Genomic DNA, 17,996 nt, shown 5'->3' on the forward strand with positions numbered 1-17,996 from the left:
AAAGGATTATGCTTAGAAAGATACCCTCCGACATAGTCGGAGGTTTTTCATATATGCCTACAAGGCTTTCTTACAGCAGCGCCCTAACAAGCCGGCACGAAGTCTGACAGTTCATATAAACCAATACAGCCTAATTAAGAATGGATATGGAATACAATAGAGAAAACATTGAGCAACTGCTAGAAGGGAAATTGCAACAAGCTTTAAGTGATTTTGGTGAAAAAGAGCTAAAAATCATTGATGTAGGAGTGTTTCCTTGGCACTCCGAGATTAGCGTATCCTTTCTCTTCAGCGAAGATTCGGCAGCTGAAGATGATATCGCGGCATGGCCCCATTTTGATTACTCCAAGATATTTGCAGGTGATTGGGACCAAGCCAGAGAATTAGCCAAGAGAATGAATGAAAAGTGGGCTACCAATAATGATCCTATCCCATTCTTCTTTGATTTCGGTTCTGCATTAACATCTGACCGAATATCGAGCGTTATAAAACGGTTTAATCTGGCACCGGACTTTAGGATACAAGTACTGAACCCAGATGATCCTAAAAGTGAGAACTTCTGTTGTTGATGAGTAACAGTAATCTGCTGTCGAACCGCTAATTTCAAAGCAAATCACTCTCTACAAAATGAATGCTAGAAGATTTGTTTGAATCATCCTTTGATATACTGGCCTTGTGATTCTTTGCCCATATTTTATCGGATAGCGCATTAGGCTGTTGATTAATCCAACACTCTAGAAAACACTATGCTTGATACCCACAGGGATTATTAAGTCAGGATGGATAAATAAGTGAACGAAGCAGTAATACTGAAATTAAGGACTCTCATGACATACATCAGGGAGAAGAGAACTACAGATGCTATCGACTTGCTGCAGATGAATTCCGAGCTGGTTCGATTACAAACGCCATTGGGCAGCTTGCTTCATATTGCTGCAGATCATGACAACTTGGAATTGTGCCAGGCTTTGGTCAAGCTGGGAGCCGATATAGATAGCGGAGACAGTATCAGTGGCAGCAGTCCAATCCATAGAGCTGCGTCGAATGGCAACCAAGATATTTTGAACTACTTCATCGGCCTTGGAGCAAGACTCGATATTTCTGAGCCAGACCGTAATCCCCTTTTTACTGCAATTCATTATGGCCACTTCCATATTGTAAAGCGGTTAGTTGAGGCGGGTATAGATACCCAAATCCGTTATACCGGCCAGACGATGAAGGACATGGGAGCCCTTGAGTTTGCCCTTGAATGGGGGCGTACTGACATTGCTGATTATATCCAATCCGTTAGCTAACTTACCTCCGCCACTATTTTATTTTTATTGACAGTAAGCTCTACAGATTAGTGACAACCATATTTTACAGGCACCACCAGAGCGTTAATTCAACAAGGCCACAGTCAAAGGGAATCATCCAAATAAAACGCCCGTTTACAAAGCGGGCTTCTCTGAATATGGCAAAGGAGCAGGGATTTGAACCCTGCATGACGGCGCTATAAACCCAGCAATCCTCAAAGCAGTGCCAAGCCAATCCGTATCATCAAAACTGATGATACGAAAAAGCCCGCCTATTGCACAAGCGGGCTTCTCTGAATATGCCAAAGGAGCAGGGATTTGAACCCTGCATGACGGCGCTATAAACCCAGCAATCCGCTAACCGCCTATACCAGGCTATACCAGGCTAATCGCTATCATCAAAACTGAGATGCGAAAAAGCNCGCCTGTTTACACAAGCGGGCTTCTCTGAATATGGCGGAGGAGCAGGGATTTGAACCCTGGATGGGCTATAAACCCATGCCGGTTTTCAAGACCGGTGCATTCAACCACTCTGCCACCCCTCCGGAACGAGGCGAATAATATATCCAACATAAAGGCGTGTAAACCTTTAATAAATCATTTCGCTCCAACTGCTTATTCGTTAGGCAAAGCGGTTTTTAGTTGAACAATCCAGCTTTGTAAGCCCTTGAAAATGTGCTGACGATATAGAGTTCCCAGTTTTGCCGCTCTAATGAATATGCTTAAAAAAGCAAAAACCCGACCATAAGGTCGGGTTTTTTTAATCTGGCGGTGAAGGAGGGATTCGAACCCTCGATACGTTGCCGTATACACACTTTCCAGGCGTGCTCCTTCAGCCACTCGGACACCTCACCGCATCGATACTATTTACTGTGTGTATCAACACATTCACCAAGAGACATATCTCTATCCCCTTGATGGAGCGGTACTTTACGCAAAAGGCGAATGCCGGTCAAGCAAAAATCCTCCTTAATCTCCGTTTGCGCGTTTGCTGAGCAGCACGGTTCATAAATGGTTCAATCAATGTTCATTGAGCCTGAATTTACTCACTTCATCGCTCATCTTGTTGGCGTCTTTAATCAACAGCTCATTGAGTTTGCCAAGCTCATTGGCAATATCCTGGGTATTGCGGTAGATATCGCTGATCTGCATCGCATTGCGATTCACCTCTTCTGATACGGCAGACTGCTCGTGGGTCGCAGCAGCTATCTGTTCATTCATGCTATCGATAACTTCCACGTGCTCAACTATGCGCCTGAGCTCCTCACCGGCGCGGTTTGCCTCATCAACACTGATACCAGCCTGAGCCTTGCCTTTGGCAATAGCGGCTACCGCCACTTCGGCGCCCTGTTTGAGCCTTTCTGTCATATTCCGGATATCTTCGGTGGAAGATTGTGCCCGCTGCGCCAGATTGCGCACCTCATCGGCCACCACGGCAAAACCGCGGCCCATTTCGCCGGCCCTGGCGGCTTCGATGGCGGCATTCAAAGCCAGGAGATTGGTCTGCTCAGCTATGCCACTGATGACCTCCAACACACTGACAATGCCGTGAATATCTTTATCCAGTTTGGAGATGGTCTCTGCGGCATAACTGATTTCTTCAGCCAGTTCATTGATAGCCGATGCCGTGCGCCCCACTTCCAGGCTCCCTTCCCTGGCCTCAGTGCTGGCTTGATTGGAGGCTTCAGAGGCCCGTACTGCATTGGAGGCAATTTCCTGTACTGTGGAACTCATCTCTGTCATCGCCGATGCCACTTGCTCTGTCTCGCTGTAGCCAACCGCTACATCAGCCTGCATCTGGGTCGAGTGCTGTTCCATCTGTTGTACCACTCCCAGCAAGGTCTTGCTGCTGGAGCGAACCCGCAGTATCACCTGCTCAAAGTCGGTCATCATACTGTTGAAGGACTCGGCCAGCTCGCCAAACTCATCTTTGCCCGTATGGGGCAAGCGCACACTCAAATCATAATCTGCCCGAGCTCGGGTCACCCCCTGGTGCAATTCCCGCAAACTGCCGTGTAGATACTTAAGAATAATGCTGGAAACAAGACTGACAATGATTAAACCAAACACCATAATCCCAAGTACTATCCAGGTCTGGTTAGTAGCATTTTGCTGTTTGCTCAAGGTCTCGGCCAGGAGTTTATTCGACAGTTTCCGCTCAAATTCATGTAACAGATTGATGCGTGCTGTCGACTGATTAAACCAAGTTTCCGGAGACTGGGACTTGAGATCCTCGGCTTTCTGGCCATAAGCCAAGTCCCTCAAACGAGCGACTTCGGCAACAGCAGCTTGCGCTTGCAATGCCTGTAAATCCTTGAGTGCGGTTTCATCAGCCAAGGCCACAAACCTTTCCTGGTAAGCATTTTGCTCGGAGACCAGAGTGATAAATTTACGGTAGACACCGGGTTTGAACTCACTTTGACCGAAGGTAGAGCTGAGAACTGCCCGCTCGATACCGGCACGTTCCTTCATCTGCAAAAACGCCGAGAATGCTGCAGCTTGCATGGCAATTTGTTGATCGCCGCCCTTCTGCACACTGAGATCGACTATCGAAAGCAGTAATCTATTCAGCTCAGTGTAAAATGCCACTTCTTCAGCAACGCTTATCCCTTGTCTATCAACCTGGCTGCGAATTTCTCTCAAGCGGGCAATGCTGCTTCTGACCTGTGCTAAATCCGTAGCAAAATCGGCGGGAAGCTGATGACTATTCAGAAATTCATTAAATTGTTGTAACTGTTTGTCGGTCAGTTGCCGCTGGCCAGGCAACTTGTCGGCAAAACTTTTGCCCTTGGAACCAAGATAACCTGCGCTCATGCCGCGCTCTTTTTGCAGTTCATGTACCAGCGCCGAGTTGACCGCTGCAAGCTCACTGAGATCCAGCACTTCTTCCAGGCCATTGGCGAGCGACAATCGATCGCTGAACAATAAAATACCAAATAGAGTTGCCGCGATAAAAGGCGGCAGGATAACCAAGAGAAATTTGTGTTTCAGAGGGAGATTTTCAATCCATTGCCATTTCATTGATGCATCCTTTAAGCAGCTAACTTACTCATTTATTACTATGAAATTCAATTTTCAGCATACGTTGGCAAGTATAGTCGATGCTAATGGATGTCAATGGAAAAAGAGCCTACAAATGTAGGCTCTTTATTGGCTTGTCGAATAAAAAACAGTTTGAGCTATTCAGGCGTTGCCTTTGACCTGCATATTGAGGGTTTTGGCAAAATCCAGCATCCGGGTCAGAGGCACCAGAGCGCCTTTACGCAGCGCTTCATCGACGAAGATCTCATGTTGGCTGCTGTCCTGGTTTTCCAGCGCGCTGGCAATCGCCTTGAGACCATTCATTGCCATCCAGGGGCAGTGAGCACAGCTGCGGCAAGTGGCACCTTCACCGCCGGTTGGGGCTTCAATCAGGGTCTTGCCCGGCGCGGCCTGTTGCATCTTGTAGAAGATGCCTCTATCGGTGGCCACGATAAAGGTATCATTGTCCATGGTCTGGGCAGCTTTGATCAACTGACTGGTTGAACCTACGGCATCGGCCATTTCCACAACACTCGCCGGAGATTCAGGGTGAACCAGAATAGCGGCGTTCGGATGCTGCGCTTTTAATTGACGCAAGGCCCTGGCCTTGAATTCATCGTGAACGATACACTCGCCCTGCCACATCAACATCTCGGCACCGGTTTGCTTGGCAATATAACTGCCCAAGTGACGGTCTGGCCCCCAGATGATCTTCTTGCCTTCGCCGTCCAGGTGTTCCACGATTTCCAACGCTATGCTGGAAGTCACTACCCAATCGGCCCGGGCTTTGACCGCAGCCGAAGTATTGGCATAAACCACTACCGTGTGATCCGGATGCGCGTCGCAAAAGGCACTGAACTGCTCATTAGGACAACCAACATCCAAAGAACAGGTGGCTTCCAGAGTCGGCATCAGAATGGTTTTTTCCGGGCTCAGGATCTTGGCGGTTTCCCCCATAAACTTAACCCCGGCAACGATGAGCGTTTTGGCGGGATGATCACGCCCAAAACGCGCCATTTCCAGCGAGTCGGAAACGCAGCCACCGGTTTCCTCGGCCAGAGCCTGAATTTCAGGGTCCGTATAGTAGTGGGCAACCAGCACGGCATTCTGCTCTTTGAGCAGTTGCTTGATCCTGGCTTTGTATTCGCTTTTTTCCTGTTCAGACAAGGGAACCGGTTTGGGCGGGAACGGATATTGAATATTTTCTATGCTTGGTGCTACCTGACTCATAACAGACCCAATGCGACTAATACTGTTGGCAATTATACGAAATCTGCCATCAAATCGTAACCACTTTGTGCTCGGGATCAAATAAAGCCACTGCCTTAAGAAGGCAAGAAGAGTGCAGCTCCCGAAACACACCTAAAACAAGGCCCCGCATTGCGGGGCCTTCAAGCTTATCTCATCGCCAACAGCATTTCCTGCGGCTGCTCGAGATACTGTTTCCACAGATTACAGAAGCGGGCAATGGTGCCGCCATCTATCACTCTGTGGTCACCTGACCAACTGACTTGCATCAGTTTACGGGCTTCTACCTTACCCTTGGCATTGAAACGCGGCAGGGTTTGCACCTTACCCAAGGCCACAATCGCCACTTCGGGTTTATTGATAATAGGTGTTGCCACAGTGCCGCCCAGCGCGCCTATATTGGAGATAGAGATGCTGCCATCTTTAAGATCGGCAGGTGCCACTCTACCTGAGCGCGCGGCCTGGGTCAGACGAGTGACTTCGGCGGCAACATCCAGAATCGACTTATCCTGCACATCCTTGACGTTGGGCACCAACAAACCGACCTTGGAGTCAACGGCCATACCTATGTTATGACGGCCAAGATAGGTGAGCTCAGTGCAATCGGCGTTCACTCGGCTGTTGATCACCGGAAACTCGGTCAGCGCCAGCGACATGGCCTTCATAAAGAAAGGCATCATGGTCAGCTTGAGCTCGTCATTGGAGTACTTGGCCTTCATCGCTTCACGAAGGGCGATAAGCTCGGTCAAGTCCAGCTCTTCGCAGTAAGTAAAGTGCGGAATGCTGGAAACTGATTCCGTCATCATCCGCGCCATCACAGCGCGAACGCCCTTGATAGGCTCTACCCTGTCGTTTGCGGTTGCCGCTGCGCCGGTTTGCACTTGGCCCTGTGGCAAAGTTTGGGGTTGGGCTTGCGCCTGAGGAGTCGCCCCCTTAAGGAAACGCTCGATATCCTCTTTGTAGACCCGGCCGTTTTTGCCGCTGCCGGGCACTTTGGCGATATCGACATCCAGGCTGCGAGCCATACGTCTTACCGCTGGGCTCGCCAGTGCCTTGCCTTGGGGCACCATACTGCTGCCAGCAGTTTGCGAGCCGCTCTGGGCTTGAGTCTGGGCTTGAGAGACGGCAGATGCTGAGCCTGATGGAGCACTTGCTGCAGCGGTTTGAGCCACAGGTGCACTGCCTGATTCTGCGGCAACTTCAATGGCAAACAGTGGCTGATGCACTTGGGCCAACTGCCCCTTACGGTAGTGCAGCTTGACGATTTTACCGGCCTTCATCGCCGGGATTTGCACCAGTGCCTTGTCTGTCATTACATCGCAGATGGGTTGATCTTCAACCACAGTGTCGCCTTCTGCGACCAGCCACTCCACCAGTTCGCACTCGACTATGCCCTCGCCGATATCCGGCAGCATAAAGTCTTCCACCTGCCTGTCGGCGCTAGCCGTAGTGTTAGTGCTAGACGATGCGGCAGTATCGGCGCTGGCTGCAGGTACAGGCGATTCGCTGTCTGCAGCGTCCACTTCCACGGCATACAAAGGCTCATGCACCTTGGCAATTTCACCCTTGGCGTAATAAAGCTTACTGATAACACCGGGGAAAGGCGCTGGAATTTGCACCAGTGCCTTGTCTGTCATCACATCACAAACAGGTTGATCTTCGGCGACGGTATCGCCCTCAGCCACCAACCATTCCACCAGTTCACACTCAACAACACCTTCGCCTATGTCGGGCAAAATAAAATCTTTAATCATCCTGGCTCTCCTAAAAATTCACCGAGGCCTTGATGGCTTCAAAGGTTTTAAGCGCATCCGGCATATATTCTTTTTCGTGGATCAGGGGATATGGTGTATCCAGACCACAAACCCGGCTGATGGGCGACTCCAGGTACAGGAAACATTCCTGTTGGATGGTAGCGGCAATTTCACCGGCAAAACCACCGGTCAGCGGCGCTTCGTGGTTGATAAGCAATCTGCCGGTCTTTTTCACCGACTCGGCCACGGTTTCCACATCCCAAGGCGCGAGAGTACGAAGGTCGATGACTTCACAGTCGATGCCTTCCTCCTTGGCCATATCGGCCGCCTTCTCAATGATTTCCATCTGCGCGCCCCAGGCGAGCAGAGTAATATCTTTACCTTCACGAACCACTTCGGCTTTACCCAGCTCCAATTGATAATCGCCTTCCGGCACATCGCCGACAGAGGCGCGGTACAGGCGCTTGGGCTCGAAAAAGACCACTGGGTTGTTATCGCGAATGGCGGCCAGCAGCAAACCCTTGGCTTGGTAGGGGTTACGGGGAACCACCACCTTAAGACCGGGTGTTTGGGTAAAGTAGGCTTCCGGTGACTGGGAGTGATAATGACCGCCGGCAATGCCGCCGCCATAGGGGGTTCTGAAAGTCAGGCCGCCGACATCAAACTCGTTGCCGCTACGGTATCTGAACTTGGCCGCTTCGTTGACGATTTGATCGAACGCCGGGAAGATGTAGTCGGCAAACTGGATTTCCGCTACCGGCGTCATGCCGTTGGAAGCCAGGCCGTTGGCAAAGCCGGCAATCCCCTGCTCGGTAAGTGGAGTATTGAAACAGCGCTCACGGCCAAACTTTTCCTGCAAACCGGAAGTTGCCCGGAACACACCGCCGAAATGGCCTACGTCTTCACCGAAAACCAGCATCTTGTCGTCGGCTTCCATCGCTATGGTCAGGGCATTATTGATGGCCTGTAACATATTCATCTGTGCCACGCTTATGATCTCCCTGCTGTTTTAGGATAGGCTTTCGGATACTTGGCAACGTGGGCCTTAAGCTCGGTTAATTGCTGCTTGAGCGCCGCTGTCGGCTGATCAAAAACATCTTCTATGATGGCTTCTATAGTTGGTGCCGGAACCTTTTCGGCCACTTTTACCGCGGCCAGCACTTCCTCGCGATACTTCTCATACAGCTCGGTCTCGTCGCTTTCCTTGAGCCAGCCTTTGTTGATCAGCCACAACTTGAAGCGTTTCACAGGGTCGTGCTGTTGCCACTTGGCTTCTTCTTCTTTAGAGCGATAACCGGATGGATCGTCGGAAGATGAGTGGGCGCCCAGGCGGTAGGTCATGGCTTCAATCAGCACAGGCGCGTTGTTTTCAAGCGCGAAGGCTCTGGCTTGCTGCGTTGCGGCCAGAACCGCCAGCATATCGTTACCGTCGACTCTGATGGTGTGCATGCCATAACCAACGCCGCGGCTGGCTATGCCGTTACCGGCGTACTGCTCTTCCGTAGGGGTTGAGATGGCGTAGCCGTTGTTGCGGCAGAAGAAGATGACCGGCGCTTTGTGAACTGCGGCCATATTAAGACCGGCATGGAAATCACCTTCAGAGGCGGCACCTTCACCGAAGTAACAGATAGCGACATTACGCTTGCCCTGCATCTTCAGCGAGTAACCTACACCGGATGCCTGCGGGATCTGAGTCGCCAGCGGTGAAGAGATGGTTTGATAGTTGAGTTCACGGCTGCCGTAGTGAATAGGCATCTGCCGACCTTTGCCCAGATCTTTCTCATTGCTGAACATCTGGTTCATAAACTGCTCAGTGGTAAAGCCGCGATAACGCAGTGCGGCATGTTCGCGGTACTGGGCAAGGATCACATCCTTGTCATCCAGCGCGGCGGCACTGCCGATAACGGCGGCTTCTTCACCGATACAGGTCATGTAAAAACTGATCCTTCCCTGACGCTGGGCGCCCAACATACGTTCGTCCAGGACACGGGTGAAGACACAGGTATCGAATATCTTGCGTGACAGGGCTTCATCTATGACGGGCAATACTGCCTCTTCATAGGTGGTGCCGTCGGCCTGAAGTATTTTGAGTACAGGGATATGCAGCGAGTCCTTGTTCAAAAAACTCACCCGGTGCACAGTCTCATTCATCTTTGTTGCGTTGCTCATAGTGTGCTCTTGTTATCTCTGGGTTTGTCCGGCTCGAAACCGGCCCTACCGATTTTTTCAGTACGCGCCCCGAACATTACGTTAACGTAAACTAGCAAGCAACTCCCACCTTGGATGCTTTGCCAACTAGCATGGGAGCGGCGCGTATATATTGGTTTACAATTCAGGCCAATGGCACCTCTGTGGCCTGAACCAGGCAGATCACCGTTCGTTGGCCAATGGGCACCTTGGCGTTGGGAAACACCACGGCTTCCGAGTCCTGCTCTACTCGAATATCCCGGCCCGCTTCCCGCGCCAGCACATATCCCTTGGGGAAAGCGGTGAAGTTTTCCACATCGCTGGCAAAGGTAAATTCAAAGTCGTCGGCCTGCTTATTGATGACCCTACAGACCTGATAGATATTGACCCGCTCAAGCGCCTGCTCCTCGAGTTCGAGCGATTGCTTGCAGATCAAACGACTCAGCATCTCCCGGGTGGCGATAAAACGTGTCATATCGTTTTGTCCCATGGGGTAAACCTTGCCAAGTTCAATGGTAAAGGCGTCGGCGTCAAACTGATTTGACGAGAAATAGCTGAAAGTGGTTGTGGGTTCGTGATGGAGCAACAGGGTATCGACTCCGGCCGCCTCCAGGAACATCAATTGTTCACGGCTGTAAGCCCTACCTGGTCGATAGGGATAGATGGCAAACTTTTCATGCTTGGAGCCGCGAATGGCGGTGTGCAGATCGTAATGGATCCTCTGTCTTGCCCCTTGTGGTGCGTCTTCGAAGAAACGTGTGACATAAGTTTCCAGTTTCTTGGCGCGGATCCGCTCCGGGTTCACCAGCCCGGGCGGATTGGAATGTTCGCCACTGAACAGCCGGTTGAGGTTTTCATCGACAATACGAGTGCCACGGTTAATTGCCGCCGGGTTACCGAACATGAAAAGTACTCGCTGCCCTACCCGTATCTCTTGCTTTAACAGCGACTTGATAATGCCATTACACAGTTCGATAGGTGCAGTTTCATTGCCGTGTACCCCGGATGACAACACGATATCTTTATCACTCTGGTTGTTCAGAGGTTCAAACAGCAAGACTCCTGTGTCCCAAATCGCTATCCGGGTGTGGTCGCCAAGCGTGCCACTGATACTCTCCAATGAATTGGGGTTATTCAGAGTCAATGACAGGAAGTCAGGATTATCCTTCAGGGCTTGTAACACGAAATACTCCTTCTTATTGCCGATTTGGCTGTTGTTTCCATTAACGCTGTCTCCTGGGAACTTGTTGCAATGCGTTTGCTTGTTGAGACCAGCGCCAGAGAGCAAGATTTCATAGTACCACAGCTTATTAAATTGGTGATGTGACTAAAGCTATCCAATGCCAGGCTCGCGAACTGGTTTCAGATAGTTCTTATCTAACTAAGGAGCAAAAAAGCCACTCCGACAAATACACCACTTGCGCCGGAAAAACTTATCACGCATAATTTTGGCCATCTGGACATCTAGAGGTAAATTCAATGGCGATAGCAACATTCGGTGGCGGTTGTTTTTGGGGGGTAGAGTATTTCTTTCGCCAAGTGCCCGGGGTATTAAACGCCAGCAGTGGTTATATGGGCGGTGATGATAGAATCAACCGCTATGAAGAGGTAAAACAGGGAAACAGCGGCCATGCCGAAGTGGTTCAGGTGGAGTTCGATGAAGCCCAGGTTTCATTTACCGAGCTGCTGCAAGTTTTCTGGCGTAATCACAACCCCACCAGTCTCAATCGCCAAGGAGGCGATATCGGCACTCAGTATCGGAGCGTGATTTTTTTTCATAGCAAAGAGCAGAAAGAGCAGGCTGAGGCCTCAAAGCTGGCGTTAGCTCGTAGTGGTAAGTGGGGAAGTCGGCACATAGTGACGGAAATTGTTCCAGTGAAACAGTTTCATCGCGCAGAAGAATATCATCAGGATTATATCCAGAAGAATAACCTGCCCAGTTGCCATCTTGAATATTGATCCCCGGGAATAAAAAAGCGCAGCTGTGTTCACGGCTGCGCTTTTTTACTCAGCAGGCAATCTCTTAAGCTCAGTTCGGCTTGCCTTTTAGGGCGCTGGTTATCAGAGCTCTCGCCTGTTCCAGTATCTGCTGCAGATGCTGCTCACTGACAAAGCTTTCGGCGTAGATTTTATAGAGTGCCTCAGTGCCTGATGGTCTTGCGGCAAACCAGCCGTTGTCGGTTAGCACCTTGATACCGCCAATGGCACCATCATTGCCGGGGGCCTTGGTCAGTACCGCCTCAATCTTGTCTCCGGCCAAAGTCTCTGCCCCCAAGGTCTCTGCATTGAGGGTGGCAAAACGCGCCTTTTGCTTGGCATTGATGGGGCTGTCTATCCGTTTGTAGAAGCAATGACCGTGTATCGCAGCCAGTTCTGCATAACGCTCGGCTGGGTTTTTGCCGGTTACGGCGAGGATTTCAGCGGCCAGCAGCCCGAGAATAAAACCGTCCTTGTCCGTGCACCAGGTTGTGCCGTCACGCCGAAGGAAGGCGGCACCTGCGCTCTCCTCGCCACCAAAGGCCAGACTGGCGTCACTCAAGCCACTGACAAACCACTTGAAACCAACCGGCACTTCACAAAGCTTGCGACCATGTGAGGCAACTATCTTGTCTATCATGCCACTGGAAACCAAGGTCTTGCCGATTTGCAGCGTCTGCGGCCAATCGGGTCTATGCTCCAGCAGGTAATCTATCGCCACCGCCAAAAAGTGATTGGGATCCATCAGCCCTGTCTCTGGGCAGACTATCCCGTGTCTGTCGTAGTCGGGATCATTGCCAAGGCAGATATCGAACTCATCCATGTGCTTAAGCAGGCCTGCCATCGCAAAAGGCGATGAGCAGTCCATGCGGATTTTGCCGTCTTTATCCAATGGCATAAAGCCGAAGCTGGGATCGACCCGGTCGTTGACCACTGTGATATTCACGCCATAACGGTGGGCAATATGTGGCCAGTAATGGATGCCTGAGCCGCCCAGGGGGTCGACACCTATGCGAATGCCGGCATCTTTGATGGCTTGCATATTCACCACAGAGGCGAGATCGCCAACATAGGGTTCAATAAGATCGGTTTCTTTGATGAGTCCGATACTGGCGGCTACGCCGTAGTTGAGTTTCCTGACCCCTTCCAGCTGCGCCTTGAGATAATCATTGGCTCGCTGCTCAATCCAGGCAGTAATCTCACCTTCTGCCGGCCCACCATGGGGCGGGTTGTACTTAATTCCGCCATCCTGAGGCGGATTGTGGGACGGAGTAATAATAATGCCATCACTGAGCTCAGCGGCTTTTCGGTTTGCGGTAACATTTCGGTTTGCGCTAACTATGGCATGGGAGATGACAGGCGTAGGCGTAAAGCCTTGGCTCTCTTGCACCACCACTTTAACATTGTTGGCCAGCAAGACTTCGATGGCTGATATATAAGCAGCCTCGGACAAAGCGTGAGTGTCCATGCCCAGATAGAGCGAACCTTCAATCCCCTGAGATTGGCGATAATCTACCACTGCCTGGGTAATGGCCCAGATATGGTTTTGATTGAAGCTGCCATTGAAGGAGCAGCCCCTGTGTCCTGAGGTGCCAAAACACACCCTTTGGGCAGGATCATCACAGTTGGGGACAATCCTATAATAATGGCTCATCAGCCGCGGAATATTAACCAGATCCTTCTGCATGGCCCTTTTACCGGCCCGCTCATGAATAGCCAAAATAGTGCTCCTTGATGACAGATGTTGATAAACAGATTTACGCTTTAAGCGGCAGCGCCAGATCGGCTATCGTTTTGGCCTTGTCGCCATCGCAGCCCATCTTTTCCAGTACTTCGGTCAAAATAGTGTGCTTCTTGGCAGTGTTGTTATTGGTAGTTACCCAAAAACCACTGCTGCCGACTTCTTTGGGGTTGGCTGATTTACTGGCCTTGAGCAGCGCTTCCTTCGAGGTGGCAAAGTAAAGACGGTCGCGCCCTTGAACCTGAAGTACCTGCTCAAACCCATGTTGATCCTGGTTATACAGGCATTCAAGGGCAAACAGAAAACGGCCAACAGCACCCTTTTGGGCTTCGATAGCCGCACTGGTGAATAGATTGTCAAAGTCCAGGGTTGACTCGGCCTCGGGTAATGTATTGGGACGATAACCCTGCTCCATGCTTGGCTGGCTAATGTCAGCCGGAGCCTTGGGTTCAACAGCAGTCGCATCCAAGCCCAGCAGTCGACGAAGAATGTCCGATGCACTTTCACCTATCCTTTCGGTTTTCCCGGCAATAAAGCGATACAGTTCCTCATCCACCTCAATATATTTCATGGCCCGATTCCTTTAGTTTCAACTTGTTCTATGTAGCCATTATGACATTGCCGTCACAGCACTCGTGGGCATGGCTACGAGATTTGGCTCAAAGTATGCCATAACTCGCCTGCGGGGGAAGGCTGAATCGCGCCAAAATGAGATAATTGGCTTACAAACCTAAGACTTGCACTGCAATTTGTTGAAAAAGCAACCAAAGCGATGTTTAATCCGCATCCATCCTTGTCAAATACCGGCCTTTGTCGCAGAATTTGCCCCCTGCTGAAATACTGGCAACAAACTCACTGTGAAGGGGGCTGTATGCACTTTATCTCGACCGGAAGCGGTAGTCCGGTATTGCTGATCCACGGCTTATTCGGTGATTTGGATAATCTCAAATCGCTCGGGGCCCTGCTTGAGCAAAATCACCAAGTGATAAGAGTCGATTGCCCCAATCATGGTCAGAGCGAGCATTGGCCGCAAATGGATTATCCCGGGCTTGCAAACGCGCTTGTGTCCCTGCTTGATGAACTGGCAATAGACAAGGTGCATCTGGTCGGCCATTCCATGGGCGGCAAGATTGCCATGGCAACGGCGCTGGCTTATCCGCAGCGGGTACAATCCCTGACCGCCGCCGATATTGCGCCTGTGGCCTACTCGCCGAGACATGAAACAGTGTTTGCCGGCCTGAGCAGTATGCCGCTGGATATAAAAGACAGACGTCAGGCGCTGGCACATCTTTTAAATCATGAGATCGACGAGGCGACGGCGCAGTTTCTGCTCAAGAGCTTACGCCGCAGCGAATCCGGCTTTGAGTGGAAGATGAATCTGCCGGGGCTGATTGCCAGTTATCCGGCTATCATAGGTTGGCATAATGGTTCTGAACGCTGCGGCGGCCAACTTAGCTATCACGGGCCCACCTTGATGATCCGGGGCAGTGAGTCAAACTATGTGACCGCCGCCTACAAAGAAGATATTGTGGCTCAGTTTCCTAAGGTCAAAGCCAAAACCTTGGAAGGGTGCGGACACTGGTTGCACGCCCAAAAACCGGCGATATTCAACCGTATTGTGTCTGAATTCATTGACAGTAACGATTAATATCCAAGCCCTTGCTGAGGGTAAATGCGGTAGCAGCCCCTGAACCAATATGCTATATTCGCGCCTCTTTTTGGCTAGGGGACACCGGGAGGCTGCAGCGTGTTGAACCAGTATATGCAACAGATAGAAGCCGTTGGACTGGATCTGTTTTTCGCAGCAATTTTCTTTTTTATCGGTATGGCCATCAGGGATGTACTCAATCAGGGTAACGTGCCTAAGTTTGGTCGCTTTATTGTTTGGTTGGTACTCTTCCTTGGCTGTGCAGGCTTTGTCGTCAAGGGGATAATTCAAATGACCTGGGAAGGCTCAGGTATAGGTTAAACATCAGATTTCAAATGGCAAAAGAAGCAACAGATAGAACAACCATAGACCTTTTTGCCACTGAAAAGCGCCGCGGACGGCCCAGAAGCAATCCTCTGCCCCGCGAGCAGCAGCTCAAGGTGAATAAACGTAACCAGATCATGCGGGATCGGGCGAAGGGTCTGAAACGAATAGAGTTAAAAGTGTCACAAGATTTATATGACGCCTTGAATGAGAAGGCTTTGGCCAGTAACATCAGCCGCAGCCAGTTAATAGAATTGATCCTTCAGGAGCAGCTAGGTTAGCCCCTGTCAGGAAAGATCGAAGTAAATAGCGAACTAGACATTAAAGGAAAGACAATGGCAACTGTAGGTCTTTTTTTCGGTAGCGATACAGGTAACACCGAAGCTGTAGCCAAGATGATCCAGAAGAAACTGGGCAAGAAGATGGTTGAGGTGAAAGATATCGCCAAGAGCACCAAAGAGCAGATCGCCGAATACGACCTGCTGATCTTCGGGATCCCAACCTGGTACTATGGTGAAGCTCAATGTGACTGGGATGACTTCTTCCCTGAGCTGGAGCAGATTGATTTTACCGATAAGCTGGTAGCCATTTTCGGTTGCGGCGATCAGGAAGACTACGCCGAGTACTTCCTTGATGCCATGGGCATGATCCGCGATATCGTTGAAGAGCGCGGCGCGATAGTCATTGGCCACTGGCCGACTGACAGCTATAATTTCGAAGCTTCTAAAGGGCTGGTTGATGATAAGCACTTTGTCGGTCTGGGTATAGATGAAGACCGCCAGCCTGAATTGACCGAAGAGCGTGTCGACGCCTGGGTTAAGCAGATTTACGAAGAGATGTGCCTGGCCGAGCTGGAAGACTGATATTCGCTCCCCGGTAACTCTCCGGCGGCCTATATGGCCGCCTTTTTATTGGCTATTACTCAGGAAACAGAAACAAGATGCAAGCCGATAATCTGCGTCATTGGGATATCTTCTGTACTGTGGTGGACAACTATGGCGACATAGGCGTGACCTGGCGCCTGGCGCGACAGCTGGCCGGCGAATATGGCATTGAAGTACGTTTGTGGGTCGATGACCTCAATAGCTTCGCGCACATTTTACCCGAATTAAACCCGGCACTTGTCAGTCAACACTTTGGTGGTGTTGAAGTCATCCACTGGCGCGCTCCCCTCCCCCAAATCTGGCAACCTGGCGAAGTATTGATAGAAGCCTTTGCCTGCGACTTACCCTCGGAAGTGCTGACAAGCTTGCCAGAGCTCGCCAAGGCGCCGAAATGGATAAATCTGGACTATCTCAGCGCCGAGAGCTGGATAGATGATTGCCACGGGCTCAGTTCGCCGGCACTCAAAGGGGTCAAGAAGACCTTTTTCTTCCCGGGCTTTACCCCAAAGTCAGGCGGACTCATCTGCGAGCAGTCCCTGTTTAGCGAGCGTGATGCCTGGCAAGCAAAGCCTGAACATGCCATGGCACACTTGGCAAAGATGGGGCTTAGTGATATTGGCACTGATGATTATCTCATCAGCCTGTTCAGCTACGAGACCCAAGCCTTACCTGCGCTGCTTGAGCTTTGGCAACAGAGTGAGCGACGGGTTCAATTGTTAGTCCCCAAAGGGCGCAGCCTGAGTTGTATCGCGCCTTTACTTGAGCAATTTAACCAAGATTCAGGACCCAAGGTCGACTGGCAAAATCCTGCCAGTTGGCAAGCGGGCCAGAGTTTCAGCCGCGGTGCACTCAAGGTGCAAGTCCTGCCGATGACAGATCAAAACGGCTATGATCGCCTGTTGTGGAGTTGCGATTTCAACATAGTTCGCGGGGAAGACTCTTTTTTAAGAGCTCAGTGGGCCGCCAAACCTTTTATCTGGCATATCTATCAGCAGGAAGAACAAGCACATCTGCTAAAATTGGATGCTTTTATGGCACGATACTGCGATAATCTGCCTCCCCTTGCCGCCCAAGTCTGGCAAACGCTGAATACCGCGTTCAACTGCGGCCAGGGAGCCCAAGCCAGCCAAAGCTGGCTGGCACTGAATTCTGCCATGCCGACATTGATGCAACACGCAAAAAAATGGCCGGCTGAAGCAATAAATGAAGCAGATCTGGCAAACAGGCTAGTGCTAATGGCCAAAACCCGCTAAGATTCTGCGCTGAATTGAAAAACCGCTTATATAGGAACATACGTAATGAAGACTGCTCAGGAAGTCCGCGCAGGTAACGTTATCATGGTTGACGGCAACCCTATGGTTGTACTCAAGACCGAGTTCAACAAATCCGGCCGTAACGCTGCTGTGGTAAAGATGAAGCTGAAGAACCTGCTGCAAGGTTCCGGCACTGAAACTGTATTCAAGGCTGACGACAAGCTGGAAGATATTCAGCTCGAGCGCCTGGAGTGCACCTACTCTTACTTTGCTGATCCTATGTATGTCTTTATGGACTCAGACTTCAACCAGTATGACGTTGAAGCCGAAAACATGGGTGATGCCATCAACTACATAGTTGATGGAATGGAAGAGATCTGTCAGGTCACTTTCTACGAAGGCAAAGCCATCTCTGTAGAACTGCCTACCACTATCATTCGCGAAGTAGGTTACACTGAACCTGCCGCCCGTGGTGATACCTCTGGTAAGGTAATGAAGCCTGCTTCTATCGTAGGTACAGATCTGAAGGTGATGGTTGCCGACTTCGTTAAAGAAGGCGACAAGATCGAAATCGATACCCGCACCGGTGAATTCAAGAAACGCGTCTAATTAAAGACTTTCTTTAAAAAAGCCAGCATTAAAGCTGGCTTTTTGTATTTGAGTT

General features: G+C 50.6%; 17 protein-coding genes and 2 tRNA genes. 9 read left to right on the plus strand and 10 right to left on the minus strand.

Going from position 1 to position 17,996, the window contains the following annotated elements:
• Window positions 1–146 precede the first annotated feature (146 nt).
• A complete protein-coding gene (locus ACMHXE_RS12080) occupies window positions 147–569 on the plus strand; it encodes a hypothetical protein (RefSeq protein WP_287590262.1) in 423 nt (140 codons plus the stop codon).
• 222 nt (window positions 570–791) lie between these two features.
• Window positions 792–1,295, plus strand: a complete 504-nt coding sequence (locus ACMHXE_RS12085; protein WP_101057525.1) for an ankyrin repeat domain-containing protein — start codon at window positions 792–794, stop codon at window positions 1,293–1,295.
• 454 nt (window positions 1,296–1,749) lie between these two features.
• On the opposite strand, the gene ACMHXE_RS12090 is transcribed toward ACMHXE_RS12085, so the two are convergent.
• The 8 genes from ACMHXE_RS12090 to astE all read right to left on the minus strand — a co-directional run bounded on the left by ACMHXE_RS12090 (window position 1,750) and on the right by astE (window position 10,688).
• Window positions 1,750–1,840: transfer RNA gene (locus ACMHXE_RS12090), tRNA-Ser, on the minus strand.
• A gap of 221 nt (window positions 1,841–2,061) precedes the next feature.
• A tRNA-Ser gene (locus ACMHXE_RS12095) sits at window positions 2,062–2,149 on the minus strand.
• A 166-nt stretch (window positions 2,150–2,315) separates the two neighbouring features.
• Window positions 2,316–4,316 carry a methyl-accepting chemotaxis protein gene (locus tag ACMHXE_RS12100; RefSeq protein WP_413732333.1) on the minus strand — a complete coding sequence of 667 codons (2,001 nt, stop codon included), beginning with the start codon at window positions 4,314–4,316 and terminating at the stop codon, window positions 2,316–2,318.
• A 162-nt stretch (window positions 4,317–4,478) separates the two neighbouring features.
• Window positions 4,479–5,546: a quinolinate synthase NadA gene (nadA, locus tag ACMHXE_RS12105; RefSeq protein WP_413732335.1), complete on the minus strand. Its 1,068-nt coding sequence runs from the start codon at window positions 5,544–5,546 to the stop codon at window positions 4,479–4,481.
• Window positions 5,547–5,713: 167 nt separating this feature from the next.
• Window positions 5,714–7,318, minus strand: a complete 1,605-nt coding sequence (locus tag ACMHXE_RS12110; RefSeq protein WP_413732337.1) for a dihydrolipoyllysine-residue acetyltransferase — start codon at window positions 7,316–7,318, stop codon at window positions 5,714–5,716.
• A 10-nt stretch (window positions 7,319–7,328) separates the two neighbouring features.
• Window positions 7,329–8,306 (minus strand): alpha-ketoacid dehydrogenase subunit beta, encoded by a 978-nt coding sequence (locus tag ACMHXE_RS12115; protein WP_071476039.1) that lies wholly within the window; start codon window positions 8,304–8,306, stop codon window positions 7,329–7,331.
• 2 nt (window positions 8,307–8,308) lie between these two features.
• Window positions 8,309–9,487 carry a thiamine pyrophosphate-dependent dehydrogenase E1 component subunit alpha gene (locus ACMHXE_RS12120; protein WP_101056655.1) on the minus strand — a complete coding sequence of 393 codons (1,179 nt, stop codon included), beginning with the start codon at window positions 9,485–9,487 and terminating at the stop codon, window positions 8,309–8,311.
• A 163-nt stretch (window positions 9,488–9,650) separates the two neighbouring features.
• Window positions 9,651–10,688, minus strand: coding sequence for a succinylglutamate desuccinylase (gene astE, locus ACMHXE_RS12125; protein WP_413732340.1), 1,038 nt, complete (start codon window positions 10,686–10,688; stop codon window positions 9,651–9,653).
• A 296-nt stretch (window positions 10,689–10,984) separates the two neighbouring features.
• Here astE and msrA point away from each other — a divergent pair, with 296 nt between their 5' ends.
• Window positions 10,985–11,464: a peptide-methionine (S)-S-oxide reductase MsrA gene (gene msrA / locus ACMHXE_RS12130; protein ID WP_224866288.1), complete on the plus strand. Its 480-nt coding sequence runs from the start codon at window positions 10,985–10,987 to the stop codon at window positions 11,462–11,464.
• A gap of 70 nt (window positions 11,465–11,534) precedes the next feature.
• Here msrA and pgm read toward each other — a convergent pair whose 3' ends face one another.
• Window positions 11,535–13,202 carry a phosphoglucomutase (alpha-D-glucose-1,6-bisphosphate-dependent) gene (gene pgm / locus ACMHXE_RS12135; RefSeq protein WP_101056658.1) on the minus strand — a complete coding sequence of 556 codons (1,668 nt, stop codon included), beginning with the start codon at window positions 13,200–13,202 and terminating at the stop codon, window positions 11,535–11,537.
• Between the two features lie 37 nt (window positions 13,203–13,239).
• Window positions 13,240–13,794, minus strand: coding sequence for a replication initiation negative regulator SeqA (seqA, locus tag ACMHXE_RS12140; RefSeq protein WP_224866290.1), 555 nt, complete (start codon window positions 13,792–13,794; stop codon window positions 13,240–13,242).
• Between the two features lie 300 nt (window positions 13,795–14,094).
• Here seqA and ACMHXE_RS12145 point away from each other — a divergent pair, with 300 nt between their 5' ends.
• The 6 genes from ACMHXE_RS12145 to efp all read left to right on the plus strand — a co-directional run bounded on the left by ACMHXE_RS12145 (window position 14,095) and on the right by efp (window position 17,941).
• On the plus strand, window positions 14,095–14,871 hold the full coding sequence (locus ACMHXE_RS12145) for an alpha/beta fold hydrolase (protein WP_335922151.1): 777 nt from the start codon (window positions 14,095–14,097) through the stop codon (window positions 14,869–14,871).
• Window positions 14,872–14,970: 99 nt separating this feature from the next.
• Complete coding sequence (locus ACMHXE_RS12150; protein WP_039033014.1) at window positions 14,971–15,192, plus strand: DUF2788 domain-containing protein; 222 nt, start codon at window positions 14,971–14,973, stop codon at window positions 15,190–15,192.
• Between the two features lie 14 nt (window positions 15,193–15,206).
• The gene (gene ybfE / locus ACMHXE_RS12155; RefSeq protein ID WP_025010403.1) at window positions 15,207–15,476 is read left to right on the plus strand and encodes a LexA regulated protein; all 270 of its coding nucleotides are present in this window, start codon (window positions 15,207–15,209) and stop codon (window positions 15,474–15,476) included.
• 54 nt (window positions 15,477–15,530) lie between these two features.
• Window positions 15,531–16,058 carry a flavodoxin FldA gene (gene fldA, locus ACMHXE_RS12160; RefSeq protein ID WP_039033015.1) on the plus strand — a complete coding sequence of 176 codons (528 nt, stop codon included), beginning with the start codon at window positions 15,531–15,533 and terminating at the stop codon, window positions 16,056–16,058.
• 77 nt (window positions 16,059–16,135) lie between these two features.
• Window positions 16,136–17,332 carry an elongation factor P maturation arginine rhamnosyltransferase EarP gene (gene earP, locus ACMHXE_RS12165; RefSeq protein WP_413732343.1) on the plus strand — a complete coding sequence of 399 codons (1,197 nt, stop codon included), beginning with the start codon at window positions 16,136–16,138 and terminating at the stop codon, window positions 17,330–17,332.
• A gap of 45 nt (window positions 17,333–17,377) precedes the next feature.
• Window positions 17,378–17,941 (plus strand): elongation factor P, encoded by a 564-nt coding sequence (gene efp / locus ACMHXE_RS12170; protein WP_025010405.1) that lies wholly within the window; start codon window positions 17,378–17,380, stop codon window positions 17,939–17,941.
• The last annotated feature ends 55 nt before the right edge of the window (window positions 17,942–17,996 follow it).

The sequence above is a fragment of the Shewanella sp. BJSY2023SW007 genome (assembly GCF_047314525.1).
Lineage (GTDB): Bacteria > Pseudomonadota > Gammaproteobacteria > Enterobacterales > Shewanellaceae > Shewanella > Shewanella chilikensis.